This is a genomic window from Micromonospora sp. SCSIO 07396 (genome assembly GCF_053667945.1).
On the sequence record NZ_CM132210.1, the window covers coordinates 4,766,514 to 4,779,195 of the forward strand.

General features: G+C 75.2%; 11 protein-coding genes and 1 pseudogene. 7 read left to right on the forward strand and 5 right to left on the reverse strand.

The features are described 5' to 3' along the window. Positions 1-197: 197 nt before the first annotated feature. Entirely contained in the window at positions 198-1,535 is a 1,338-nt protein-coding gene (locus ACWCHM_RS20400; RefSeq protein ID WP_454219393.1) for a hypothetical protein, read from the reverse strand. Between the two features lie 233 nt (positions 1,536-1,768). Between ACWCHM_RS20400 and ACWCHM_RS20405 the strand changes: the two genes are divergently transcribed. The 6 genes from ACWCHM_RS20405 to ACWCHM_RS20430 all read left to right on the forward strand — a co-directional run bounded on the left by ACWCHM_RS20405 (position 1,769) and on the right by ACWCHM_RS20430 (position 8,851). Continuing rightward, positions 1,769-2,128 (forward strand): YraN family protein, encoded by a 360-nt coding sequence (locus tag ACWCHM_RS20405; RefSeq protein ID WP_204956879.1) that lies wholly within the window; start codon positions 1,769-1,771, stop codon positions 2,126-2,128. A gap of 64 nt (positions 2,129-2,192) precedes the next feature. Continuing rightward, complete coding sequence (locus tag ACWCHM_RS20410) at positions 2,193-3,713, forward strand: YifB family Mg chelatase-like AAA ATPase (RefSeq protein WP_454219395.1); 1,521 nt, start codon at positions 2,193-2,195, stop codon at positions 3,711-3,713. Continuing rightward, entirely contained in the window at positions 3,710-4,882 is a 1,173-nt protein-coding gene (locus tag ACWCHM_RS20415; RefSeq protein ID WP_421489117.1) for a DNA-processing protein DprA, read from the forward strand. The genes ACWCHM_RS20410 and ACWCHM_RS20415 overlap by 4 nt, the downstream gene beginning before the upstream one ends. A gap of 69 nt (positions 4,883-4,951) precedes the next feature. After that, a complete protein-coding gene (locus tag ACWCHM_RS20420; protein WP_421489118.1) occupies positions 4,952-6,280 on the forward strand; it encodes a serine hydrolase domain-containing protein in 1,329 nt (442 codons plus the stop codon). A gap of 298 nt (positions 6,281-6,578) precedes the next feature. Continuing rightward, positions 6,579-7,583, forward strand: coding sequence for a tyrosine recombinase XerC (locus ACWCHM_RS20425; RefSeq protein ID WP_421490435.1), 1,005 nt, complete (start codon positions 6,579-6,581; stop codon positions 7,581-7,583). Positions 7,584-7,666: 83 nt separating this feature from the next. Beyond that, entirely contained in the window at positions 7,667-8,851 is a 1,185-nt protein-coding gene (locus ACWCHM_RS20430; protein ID WP_204956875.1) for an aminotransferase class V-fold PLP-dependent enzyme, read from the forward strand. Between the two features lie 204 nt (positions 8,852-9,055). Here the strand turns inward: ACWCHM_RS20430 and ACWCHM_RS20435 are convergent. Next, a pseudogene (locus ACWCHM_RS20435) lies at positions 9,056-9,604 on the reverse strand (M23 family metallopeptidase); the annotation flags it as partial. A 260-nt stretch (positions 9,605-9,864) separates the two neighbouring features. On the opposite strand from ACWCHM_RS20435, the gene ACWCHM_RS20440 reads away from it, so the two are divergent. Next, positions 9,865-10,971 carry a sulfite oxidase gene (locus tag ACWCHM_RS20440; RefSeq protein ID WP_421489119.1) on the forward strand — a complete coding sequence of 369 codons (1,107 nt, stop codon included), beginning with the start codon at positions 9,865-9,867 and terminating at the stop codon, positions 10,969-10,971. Positions 10,972-11,034: 63 nt separating this feature from the next. On the opposite strand, the gene ACWCHM_RS20445 is transcribed toward ACWCHM_RS20440, so the two are convergent. The 3 genes from ACWCHM_RS20445 to ACWCHM_RS20455 are packed head-to-tail and all read right to left on the reverse strand — an operon-like array spanning position 11,035 to position 12,640. After that, positions 11,035-11,358: a DUF2469 domain-containing protein gene (locus tag ACWCHM_RS20445; protein ID WP_011905215.1), complete on the reverse strand. Its 324-nt coding sequence runs from the start codon at positions 11,356-11,358 to the stop codon at positions 11,035-11,037. Continuing rightward, complete coding sequence (locus tag ACWCHM_RS20450) at positions 11,355-12,167, reverse strand: ribonuclease HII (RefSeq protein ID WP_421489120.1); 813 nt, start codon at positions 12,165-12,167, stop codon at positions 11,355-11,357. The genes ACWCHM_RS20445 and ACWCHM_RS20450 overlap by 4 nt, the downstream gene beginning before the upstream one ends. Beyond that, positions 12,161-12,640, reverse strand: coding sequence for an NUDIX hydrolase (locus ACWCHM_RS20455; RefSeq protein WP_454219399.1), 480 nt, complete (start codon positions 12,638-12,640; stop codon positions 12,161-12,163). The genes ACWCHM_RS20450 and ACWCHM_RS20455 overlap by 7 nt, the downstream gene beginning before the upstream one ends. Positions 12,641-12,682: the final 42 nt, after the last annotated feature.

Below are 12,682 nucleotides of genomic sequence, written 5' to 3' on the forward strand. Positions count from 1 at the left end.
GGTCGCCAAGAGCCCAGTGTACGCCCCCACCCCGCCACCCGGCCCCGGGCTCCCCTCCGGCGAAAGGACGGCCCCGGCACGGGCGGCTGGTGGGCCTGTTTCCCCCCGCATCGACCGGTCCCGGCTGGTGGGGTATGGGCGGGCTTCCCGCGCACCGGCGGTCCCGGCGGTGGTGGCACGCCGGACGGTGCAGGGGGTCAGCGGGCGGCCAGTGCGGCGGCGACGAAGAGGACCAGCCCGACGGTGAGGTAGGCGGTCGGCGGGCGCAGCCAGCCCCGGTCGCCGTCGGCCATCGCCAGCCCGCCGGCACGCAACCCGTACAGGCCACCGGCGAAGATCGGCGACCCGACCACCAGGAAGATGCCCACGACGACGTGTGACACCGGGACCGGATCGCCGGTCAGGCCGTGCAGCAGCACCCGCATCGCCGGGATCTCGAAGACCAGCACCGACAGGCCCAGCAGCGCCGCCAGCGCCGGCCGCCGGGTGCGGTACACGCCGTCGGAGGCCGGCCCACCCGTCCGGTACGCCCCGTCGGGGCCGGCCACGCCGTCGGGACGGGGCACGACCGGCGTCATCGGGCCGGTCGGCACCTCCAACGGGGAGGGCTCGGCCGACCGGTTCGGTTCGACGATCGGATAGTTGCCCAGCGCCGCCGGCCGGGCCGGCTCGGAGCCGGCCAGCGGACCGGCCCCGCCGCCCCCCAGCACGCCGGAGTCGGCGGCGAACCGACCCGTGCCGCCGTCAGCCGCGCCGAGCCGACCGGCACCACCCGACCGGCCCGGGTCGCCGCCACCCCGGTCCACCCCGGGGCCGGTCAGCAGGCCCGCCCCGGTGTCACCGGCGCCCCGTACCGGGAGGCCACCGAGCGCCCCGACACCGGTGTCGCCGCTCGACCGGGCCACGCCGAGCGGGCCGGTCCCGGTGTCGCCCACGCTCCGTCCCAGGCCGGTGTCCGCCAGCCGGCCGGTCCCGGTATCACCCACACTCCGCCCCAGGCCGGTGTCCGCCAGCCGGCCGGTCCCGGTATCACCCACACTCCGCCCCAGGCCGGTGTCCGCCAGCCGGCCGGTCCCGGTATCACCCACACTCCGCCCCAGGCCGGTGTCCGCCAGCCGGCCGGTCCCGGTGTCGCCTATGCCCCGGGGCGAGCCGCCGAGCGCTCCCGTGCCGGTGTCCCCGAGCGGACCGGAGTCGGCGACGCCGGCCTCGCGGGCGGCCCGTCGACCCACCCGGTCGGTGGGAAGTTCGCCGGATACCTCCGGTTCGTCCCGACGGAGCCGGGTCGGCCGGTATCCGGCGGAGTCGCCCCCACCGTCACCCAACGGGTCGGCCGCGTCGAAGCGCCCCGGATCGAGGCGGTTCGCGTCCGCGTACCGGCCCTCTTCGGCGGCCCGCTGGTCGGGTGTGCGCAACTCGTCGTACCGGCGCACCCCGCTCGCCGTCCGCCAGTCCGGGTCGTCGTATGCGCGGTCCCGGCCGGCCGGGTACCAACGCGACTCCTGATCTTCGGGGTAGCTCCGTCGTGCGTCCACGTCCGGCACCGTATGCGACCGACCCGTCCGACGCCATTCGCAGGTCGGGCCGCTCGGCAGGACCGATCGGACGGATCATCCCCGGTGGCCGACCCACCCCGGAGCAGGGCATATCCGGGTTTCCATAGCACGTCGCGGCCTTGATCGTCCGTTCGTCCACAGGCCCCCGGGTTGTCCACAGCCGGGACCACGGGGGTCGCGTCCCGCCCACCACCACCCGGACCCTGGCGGTCATGACCAACCGGAACCAGGCGATCGGCGCGTACGGCGAACGGTGCGCCGTACGCCATCTGATCGGGGCCGGGCTGCGCCCGGTGGCCCGCAACTGGCGCTGCCGCGCGGGCGAGATCGACGTCATCGCCTGGGACGGCCCGGTACTCGCCTTCTGCGAGGTGAAGACCCGCCGGGGGGACACCTACGGCAGTCCCGCCGAGGCGGTCGTCCCGGCCAAGGCCCGACGGTTGCGCGGGCTCGCCGTCCGCTGGTTGGCCGAGACCGGGACCACCGCCGACGAGATCCGGTTCGACGTCCTGTCGGTTCGGCTGCCATCGGCCGGGCCGGCCCGGGTCGAGCACCTCAAGGGGGCCTTCTGATGACCGGCGGGAGCCAGGACGACGACCGGCGGACCGGCGGGTGGGTCCGGTCGGGGGTGGCACGGTGAGCTACGCCAAGGTGCTCGGGGTGGGGTTGGTCGGCGTCACCGGCCACCTGGTCGAGGTCGAGGCGGACCTCTCCCCCGGGCTGCCGGCGGTGGTCATCTCCGGGCTGCCGGACACGGCCCTGCACGAGGCACGGGACCGGGTCCGGGCGGCCGTGGTCAACTCGGGGCAGCGCTGGCCCAACCGCCGGATCACCCTCAACCTGCTGCCCGCCACGCTGCCCAAGTACGGCTCGGCCTTCGATCTGGCCATCGCGGTCGCCCTGCTCGGTGCCGCCGGTGAACTGCCGCTGCTGCCGGTGGAGGGGGTGGTGGTGCTCGGCGAGTTGGGGCTCGACGGGACGGTCCGGCCGGTCCGTGGCGTACTGCCGATGGTCACCGCCGCCGTGCGCGCCGGGCTGGACCGGGTGGTCGTACCGGTGGGCAACGCGGCGGAGGCGGCGGTGATCCCCGGGGTACGGGTCCGCGCCGTCGACACCCTGCACCGGCTGGTGGCCTTCATCCGGGACGGCACTCCCTTGCTCGAACCACCCCCACCCGGCCCCGTCGAGGCGGTGGCCGGGCCGGATCTCGCCGACGTCGCCGGGCAGGGCCTGGGCCGACGCGCGGTGGAGGTGGCGGCGGCCGGCGGACACCACCTCTCCCTGCTGGGGCCACCCGGTGCCGGCAAGACGATGCTGGCCGAACGGTTGCCGTCGATCCTGCCGGAACTCGACGACGCCGCCGCGCTGGAGGTGACCGCGCTGCACTCGATCGCCGGCATCCTGCCGCCCGACGGCCGGCTGCTGCGCCGTCCGCCGTTCCAGGCACCGCACCACTCGGCCACCGTGGCGTCCCTGGTCGGCGGCGGCTCGGGACTGGCCCGGCCGGGGGCGCTGTCGCTGGCGCACCGGGGTGTGCTCTTCCTCGACGAGGCCGCCGAGTTCAGCAAGGCCGCGCTGGAGGCGTTGCGGCAACCACTGGAGAGCGGGCAGGTGCACCTGACCCGGGCCCGGGGCGGCACCCGGTATCCGGCCCGGGTCCAGTTGGTGCTGGCCGCCAATCCCTGCCCCTGCGCCCGGCCCGGGGGCGACACGCTGTGCGAATGCAGTCCGCTGGCGCGCCGGCGGTATCTCGGCCGGCTCTCCGGTCCCCTGCTCGACCGGATCGACGTACAGGTCAGGGTGCTGCCGGTGCGGGCGGCCGAGCTGATGGGCACCGACCCGGACGGTGAGCCGTCGGCGGCGGTCGCCGCCCGGGTGGCGGCGGCGCGCGGGGCAGCCGCCGAACGGTGGGCTGCGGTCGGGCACCGGCTCAACGCGGAAGTGCCCGGGCCGCTACTGCGCCGCCCACCGTGGCGGCTCGCCGCCGGGGCGACCACCGAGTTACGTGGTCGGCTCGACCGGGGTTCGCTCTCGGCCCGGGGCTTCGATCGGATCATCCGGCTCGCCTGGACGATCGCCGACCTCGACGGCCGCACCCGGCCCGACCGTGACGACGTCCGGGAGGCCATCGGCCTCAGAACAGGGGAGGAAGCGTGACCAGCATCGAGGACCTGCACGCCCGGGTGGCGCTGACCTGGCTGGCCGAGCCGGGCACCCGGTCGGTCCACCAGCTGGTGGGTCGGCTGGGTGCGGTGGACACCCTGGAGCTGCTGCTCGACGGTGGGGCGCCCGACGACACGTTGCGGGCGACGGTGGCGGCCCGGCTGGAGGCCGGCGACCCCAGGGCGGTGGCCGCCGAGGCGGTGGCACTCGTCGACCGGCTCGGCGCGCGGATCGTCTGTCCGACCGACGACGAGTGGCCCACCCCGCTGGGTGACCTGGAACGGCTCGAACTGCCCGGGGCGACCCGGAAGGTCGACCGGGAGACCGCCCCACCGCTGTGCCTGTGGGTACGCGGTGGATGGCCGCTGGCCGAGGTGCTGGACCGCTCGGTCGCGGTGGTCGGCGCACGGGCCGCCACCGGGTACGGCGTGCACGTCGCCACCGAACTCGGGTACGGCTTGGCCGACCGGGAGTGGACGGTGGTCTCCGGCGGCGCGTTCGGCATCGACGCTGCCGCCCACCGGGGCGCGTTGAACGCCGGTGGGGTGACGGTGGCGGTGCTGGCCTGCGGGGTGGACCGCCCCTACCCGATGGGCAACTCCGCGCTGTTCGACCGGATAGCCGAGACCGGCCTGCTGGTCAGCGAGTGGCTGCCGGGTGCCGAGCCACTGCGTCCCCGCTTCCTGGTCCGCAACCGGGTGATCGCCGCCGGGACCCGGGGCAGTGTGCTGGTCGAGGCGGCGGCCCGCAGCGGAGCGGCCCAGACCATGCACCGGGCGATCGCCCTCCGCCGTCCCTCGATGGTGGTGCCCGGCCCGGTCACCTCGGCGCTGTCCGTCGGCGCACACGAGCTGCTCCGCGAGTACGGGGACACCCGGCTCGTCACCGGGCTCGCGCACGTGCTGGAGGAGGTGGGCCGGATCGGAGTCGACCTGGCGCCGCCCGCCCGGGGTGCGGCCCGCCCGACCGACATCCTCGACGACGAGGCGACCATGGTGCGCGAGTCGATGCCCCGACGCGGCACGGTTGGCGCGGACGTGCTCGCCGCCCGGGCCGGCGTTCCGGTCCGGACGGCGTTACGCAAACTCGCCCTGCTGGAGGAGTTGGGCCTGGTGGCCCGCCGGGACGACGGCTATGCCCTCACCCGGCCCCCGTCACGCTGAGGTGGAGGCGACGGATGCCACCCGAAGGTGCCACCCCGGTGGACGGGTTGGAGTGCGATGATCGCTGCCGTGTCGATTCCCCGTCGTTCCGTCCTCGGTCTCGGGTTCGCCGCCGCCCTCGGGCTGACCGGCTGCGCGCAACACCCGCCCGCCGGGTCGGCCGGTTCCTGGGCCACCCCCTCCCCCGGTGACGGCCCGCAGGGCGGACAGGGCGCGGCGGCCGGCCGGCCGGGGGCCGCCGCCCGGGGTGCCGCCCCGACCGCAGCGAGCAAGCCGCGCACGCTCACCGTGGCGCTCCAGCGTTACCTCCAGCCCACCGCCGAGAACCCGAAGCATCCGACGTACGCCGGGGCGGTGGTGCTGGCGACGACCGACGGCGAGCCGACCGACCACCTGGCCGTCGGTGAGGCGCTGCGCTACGACGCCGGGCCGGTGCTGCTGCCGGCGGCGAAGCGGGTCGCCATGCGCCCCGACTCGATCTTCGATCTGGCCTCGCTCACCAAGGTCTACACCGCGATCCTCACCCTGCAACAGGTCGACAGTGGCCGGATCGATCTGGACGCTCCCGTGGTGCGGTACCTGCCCGGGTTCACCGGCGTCGGCAAGTCCACCGTCACCGTGGCGATGCTGCTGGCCCACACCAGCGGCCTACCGGTCGGGGCGAAGGTGACCGGCTACTCGACGATGGCGCAGCGGTGGCAGGCGGTGCTGGCCACCCCGCTGGTCAGCGGTGCCACCCCGGGCACGGTGTTCCGCTACTCCAGCGTCGGTCTGATGGTGGCCGGGAAGATCGTCGAGCAGGTCACCGGGCTCACCCTCGACCGGGCGCTGAAGACCTACCTGACCACCCCGTTGGGGCTGCGCTACACCGGGTTCAACCCCAACACCTGGCTCAGCGCGGCCGACCGGGCCAACCGCCTGGTCGCCACCGACGCCCGTTCCTCCCGCGGACTGCTGCGGGGTGTGGTGCACGACGACGTCGCCAACCACCTCGGCGGGGTCGCCGGCCACGCCGGGATCTTCGCCCCCGCCGGGGAGGTGGCGGTCATCGGGCAACTGCTGCTCGACGGCGGCAGCCACGGCGGGAAGCGCATCCTCGCGGAGAACACCGTCGCCCGGATGCTGCGCAACGCCAACACCGGGTTGCCCGCCGTCGACCCGGACCGGCCGGGACGCACCTCCGACCACGGCCTCGGCGTGGTGCTCAACCAACCCTGGTTCATGGGCAGGCTCGCCCGACCCGCCACCTTCGGGCACACCGGGTTCACCGGCACCTCGTTCCTGGTCCAGCCCGACCGTCGCCGGGTGCTGGTGCTGCTGACCAACCGCGCCCACCCGAACTGGAGCTGGGCCGACCCGGACCCGGCCCGGGTCGCCGTGGCCGACACGTTCGCCTGACCGCAGGTCGGCGTCGGTGCCGCCCGCTCGCGCATCCCGCCGGGCGGGCCGCTGCAAGGGAATCCGCACCTGCCCGGCGGACGGACCGGTCTCCGGTGGCCACCGCCGGGAACCTGGCCGGGTCCGGGCCTGTCGCCACCCGTGGTCGTCCGTAAGCTGGCCCGATGGACCCGGACGACCGCGCGGTGACAGGACGGCGACCGTCGATCCGCCGACGCAGGGCCGTCCCGGCCGGGACGGCGCGGTGAGCCGGGACGGCGCGGGGACCCGGGCCACCCATCAGGCGTTGCCACCGGCCATGCGGGACGCGGTCGACGGGTTCGCCGCGCACCTGGCGCAGGTACGCAACCGCTCCGCGCACACCGTCCGGGCGTACGTCGCCGACCTGGTCTCGCTGCTCGACCATGCGGTCCGGATGGGCTGCACGGCCCCCGCCGACCTGGATCTGGGCGTGTTGCGCAGTTGGCTGGCGAAGCAACGGACCACCGGCGCGGCATCCAGTTCGTCGGCCCGACGGGCCGCTGCGGCGCGTACCTTCAGCGGCTGGGCCCACCGGTCCGGCCTGACGGCGACGGACGTGGCCGCCCCGCTGGCCACCCCGAAGACGCGGCGGGAACTGCCTGTGGTGCTTCGCGCCGACCAGGTCGCCACCCTGGTGGAGGCACCGGGCCGGGACCGGTCCGCCGCCCCGGGCCACGACGGCGGTTCCCCGCAGCACAGGTCCCCGGGCGACGGGCCCGGCGGGCCTGGTCACTCCGGTGCCGGCGGGCCTTCGGCGCAGGTGGACCCGGCGGACGAGGCGGTCCTGGTACGTGACCGGGCGCTGCTCGAACTGCTCTATGCGACAGGCGCGCGGATCAGCGAGGTGTGCGGTCTGGACACCACGGACGTCGACCGGGAACGTCGGGTGATCCGCGTCCTCGGCAAGGGCAACCGGGAACGGACGGTCCCGTACGGGTTGCCGGCGCAGCGGGCGGTCGACAGGTGGTTGGCGGCCGGCCGACCCGAACTGGCCGGTCCGGACTCCGGGCCGGCCCTGTTCCTCGGTGCCCGGGGCGGGCGGCTGCACCCGACGATGGCCCGGCGGATCGTCGCCGGGTACGCGCGGGCCGCCGGGTTACCGCCGACCAGCCCGCACGGGCTCAGGCACTCGGCGGCCACCCATCTGCTGGACGGCGGGGCCGACCTGCGGGCGGTGCAGGAGCTGCTGGGGCACTCGTCCCTGGCGAGCACCCAGATCTACACCCACGTGTCGGTGGAACGGCTCCGCGCCGCCTACCGTCAGGCCCACCCCCGGGCCTGAGCGCCCCGCCGGCCGCACGCGGGGTGTGGTGAGCGGCGACGATCGGTCCGGCCGCCCGGCGGGGTGCGGGCTACGATCGCCCGATGAGCGTCCCGACGCCACCCGAGTCGATTCCCGGGGCCCGACTGCTCTTCACCCTCGACCCCTCGGTCAGTTACCTCAACCACGGGGCGTTCGGTGCGGTGCCGCTCAGCGTGCAGCGCACCCAGCAGCGGCTGCGCGACGAGATGGAAGCCAACCCGCAGCGTTTCTTCGGCATGGCGCTGGTCGAACGGTTCGCCCACACCCGACGGCACCTGGCGGCTTTCCTCGGTGCCGATCCGGAGGGCACCGCCCTGGTCGGCAACACCACCACGGGGGTGGCCGTGGTGCTCCAGTCGCTCGGCCTGCGCCCCGACGACGAGGTGCTCGGCACCGACCACGGGTACGGCGCGGTGAACTACTCCGTCGCCCGGGAGTGCCGTCGCACGGGCGCGACCACCCGTACCCTGCACCTGCCCCGGTTTGCCACCGACGCGCAGATCGTGGACATCGTTCGGGCCGGCCTGCGGCCGGGGCGTACCCGGTTGCTGCTGGTCGACCAGCTCACCTCGGCCACCGCCCGGGTGCTGCCGGTCGCCGCGCTGGTGGCGGTGGCCCGGGAGCACGGCATTCCGGTCCTGGTGGACGCCGCGCACGTGCCCGGGATGCTGCCGGTGCAGGTCGACGCGATCGGGGCCGACTTCTGGGTGGGCAACCTGCACAAGTGGGGGTTCGCCCCGCGCGGCACCGCCGTGCTGGTCGTCGCCCCGTCGTGGCGGTCGCGGATCGAGCCGTTGGTGGTGTCCTGGCAGCAGGCCGAGGGTTTCCCGGGCAACGTCGAGTGGCAGGCCACCCTCGACTACACGAGTTGGTTGAGCGCCCCGGCCGGTCTCTACGCGCTGCGCAGCCTCGGCATCGAGCGGGTCCGGGAGCACAATGCCGCACTGGCGGCGTACGGGCAGCGGGTGGTCGGGGACGCGCTCGGGGTGGCCCCGACCGACCTGCCCGACCCGGGCGGGCCGGGGGTGGCGATGCGGATCGTGCCGTTGCCGGCGGGTGTCGCCGGCACCCTGGAGGAGGCTGCTGCCCTGCGGGGCCTGATCGCCGAACGCCTCGCCGCCGAGGTCGCGGTGATGGCCTGGCACGGGCGGGGTTGGCTGCGGCTGTGCGGCCAGGTCTACAACACCCCCGACGAGTACGAGCGGCTCGCGGCCCGACTGCCGGCGTTGCTGGCCGGGCGGGGCTGAGCCGACGCCGGCGGAGCGCCGACCGCACCGGCAGGGTGCCGCGTCGTCCCGCCGGGCGACCCCGTCCGGCCCGGCACCCCATCGTCGACCACCACCGGTGGGGGCGGGCGCGTCGCCGCTGGCCGGACGGCGTCCCGTGGCGGTTTCGCGGGTCGGGTGGAAGCCGGCGTCGACGGTGGAGCCCGGTCCGATGCCGGGGCTGGGGCCGGCCGTCACCGGGAGCAGGCGGACCCGGCCGAGCCCCAGCAGGGCCAGCGGGTCGAGGTACTCCGGGCCGCGTCGGGCACCCCAGTGCAGGCAGCCCTCGGCCGGTACGGCCGTCAGGGGGCAGCCCGGGTGCCCGGCCAGCAGCACGCCCACCGCGGCACCGGCCGCCACCACGTCACCGGTGCGCACCCGGGGACGTACCGGCTCGTAGGTGGTCCGTAGTCCTTGCGGGTGGCCGACGGTGACCACCGGCCGGCCGGCGACCATGCCGGCGAAGAGCACCGTGCCGGCCCCGGCGGCCCGGACGGCGACACCGGGCGCGGCGGCGAGGTCCACGCCCCGATGGCCGGCGAGCCAGGGCATTGGGGGTGGGTCGAACGGGCGTACCGGCCGGGGCGGACCGTCGAGTGGCCACCGGAACGCCGGTGTGGGCGCGGCCCGGAGGGGGGCGGATCGTGGCGGGGGCGGCCGGACGGGGAGCCCGTGTGAGCCGAACACGAGCACGGCGACCCCGAGGGCCGTCACCTGCCGTAGTCCTGTGCGCATCACCGCAGCATGCCGGGATCGCACGCGTCGTGCCGCGCACCCGGTGTCCGCTGTGGATGACGGGGCGGGCTGTGGAAAACGCCCGACGGGCCGGTGGATCTGCTATGCCGCCCGCCGCCGGGGCGGAACGACGACGGTGCCGGCCACCGCCGGGGCGGAGGGAGCACTGCCGGTCGCCGGGGCGGAGCGACCACGGTGCCGGCCGGCGGACCGGTCTAGGCTGGCGGGATCGCAGTGCGGCGCGGACCGGGAGGCCACCGATGACCACCATGGACGACGTGAGCCGGCCCTCGCGGGTCGCCGGGCCGGACGAGGCGATCAGCCCGGAGGAACTCCAGCTGGCCGCCCGCAACCACGGCATACCGCTCGAAGCGTTGCGGTACGACGTCACCCCGGCCGGCCTGCACTATCTGCTCATCCACTACGACATCCCCGACCTCGACCCGGCGGCCCACACGTTGACCGTGGCCGGGGCGGTGGGTCGGCCGCTCCGGCTCGGGCTGGCCGAACTGCGCGAACGCCCCCGGGTGACCCACCGGGTGACGCTGGAGTGCGCCGGCAACGGCCGGGCGCTGCTGCACCCGCGCCCGGTCAGCCAGCCCTGGCTGGTGGAGGCGGTGGGCAACGCCGAGTGGACCGGCACCCCGCTGGCGCCGTTGCTGCGCGAGGCCGGGATCGCCTCCGACGCGGTGGACGTGGTGTTCACCGGTGCCGACCACGGCGTGGAACGCGGGGTGGAGCAGGACTACCAGCGGGCCCTGCCGGTGGACGACGCGCTGCGCGACGAGGTGCTGCTGGCGTACGAGATGAACGGTGCTCCCCTGCTGCCCCAGCACGGCGCGCCGCTGCGGTTGATCGTCCCCGGCTGGTACGGCATGGCGCACGTCAAGTGGCTGCGCACGATCAGCGTGCTGACCCGGGAGTTCGACGGCTACCAGAACGCGGTGGCCTACCGGCTGCGGCGCGACGCCGACGACCCGGGGGTGCCGGTGACCCGGATCGAGCCCCGGGCGCTGGTCCGGCCGCCAGGTTTCCCGGATTTCATGTCCCGGACGCGGATGCTGCGGCCGGGCCCGTGCACGGTGGACGGACGCGCCTGGTCGGGGCACGGCCCGGTGGTGGCGGTGGAGGTGACCACGGACGGCGGGGCGAACTGGTCGCCGGCCATCCTGGACCCGCCCGCCGGCGGCGGGTGGTCGTGGCGACGTTGGCGGTACGAGTGGACGCCGCAACCCGGCCGCTACGCGCTGGGAGCGCGGGCGACCGACGCGTCGGGGCGGACGCAGCCGGTGGAGCAGCCGTGGAACCGGGGCGGGTTCGCCAACAACCTCGTCCAGCGGGTCGACGTGGTGGTCATCGGGGAGTGAGGGCGGTACGGGGCTGGTCGGGGCCCGGCGTCGGCGGGTGGGGCGTCGACGCCGGGCCGCCGGTCAGCTACCGAAGCCCGAGTCGGCGGGCAGCGAGATGTCGGGCTTCTCCAACTCCTCGACGTTGACGTCCTTGAACGTCATCACCCGGACGTTCTTGACGAAGCGGGCCGGACGGTACATGTCCCAGACCCAGGCGTCGTGCATCTCGACCTCGAAGTAGACCTCGCCGTCGGAGTTGCGCACGTGCAGGTCCACCTGGTTGGCCAGGTAGAAGCGGCGTTCCGTCTCCACCACGTAGGAGAACTGACGGACAATGTCGCGGTACTCCCGGTAGAGCTGCAGCTCCATCTCGGTCTCGTACTTTTCGAGATCTTCCGCGCTCATCGCACTCCGCCTTCCATGACCACATCTTCCCCCACCGGTGCCGGAGGCCGAGGCTGCTCGCCCAACGCCACGCCGACGGTACCCCCTGTCGGCCCCGAGCGCTCCATCGGCTCGGGGGCGGCTGCGCCGAGCGGCCGGCGGGCCCGGGGCGGGGCACCCTCCCGGCCGGAGACGGCGGCCACGTTGACGTACGAGAACCGGTGCTCCACGCAGGGCCCCCGCTCACGCAGCGCCTCGGTGTGCTCGGCCGTGACGTACCCCTTGTGCTCGGCGAAACCGTACCCCGGGTGGCGTGCGTCCAGCTCCACCATGATCCGGTCCCTGGTGACCTTGGCCAGTACGCTGGCCGCCGCCACGCAGGCCGCCACCCGGTCGCCCTTCCAGACCGCCAGCCCCGGCACGTCCAGCCCGTCCACCCCGAAGCCGTCGGTGAGCACGTACTCCGGTCGGGTGGTCAACGAGGCCAGGGCCCGGCGCATCGCGGCCAGGTTGCACACGTGCAGCCCCCGGGCGTCGACCTCCTCGGCCGGGATGACCACCACCGCGTACGCCAGGGCGCGGGCGACCACCTCGGCGTAGACCCGCTCCCGGCTGGCCGGGGTGAGCAGCTTGGAGTCGGCCAGTCCCTCGATCTCGCCGCGTCGTCCCTCGGGGAGCACCGCGGCGGCGGCCACCAGCGGGCCGGCGCAGGCCCCCCGGCCGGCCTCGTCCGCGCCCGCGACGTGCCGGAACCCGCGTCGTTGCAGGGCGCGTTCCAGCGCGTAGAGCCCACCGTCGCGGCGCACCACCGTGCGCGGCGGGGTCAGCACGACGCCTCCGGGGCCGGGGTGGCGGCCAGCACCTGGGTGAGCAGGGCGGCCAGGTCGGTGGGGTAGAACCGATCGGCGGTGTCGGCCAGTTCGGCCGCCGACCACCAGCGGTGCCCGGTGACGCTGGCCCGCTCGATCGCGTCGAAACCGGCCGTGTCCACGTCCCAGGTGGGCACCCGGACCACGAAGAACTCCTGTTCCTGGCGGTACCACACGCCGTCGAAGGGAAACTCGATCGTCTCGGTGCGGACCGACCGGCCCAGGTCGGCCGGCGTCAGCCGCAGCCCGGTCTCCTCGGCCAGCTCCCGGGCGGCACCGACCGCCGGGGACTCCCCCGGGGTGAGCCCACCGCCGGGGGTGAACCAGTAGCGGTGACCCGGGCGGGCCGGGTCGACGCCCTCGAAGAGGAGCACCCGGCCGGACGCGTCGACGAGCAGCACCCGGGCCGCACGACGGGGGTGGAAGACGGTCACCGCACCAGCCTGCCAGACGGTGCCGGCGGTCGGCCACGCCCG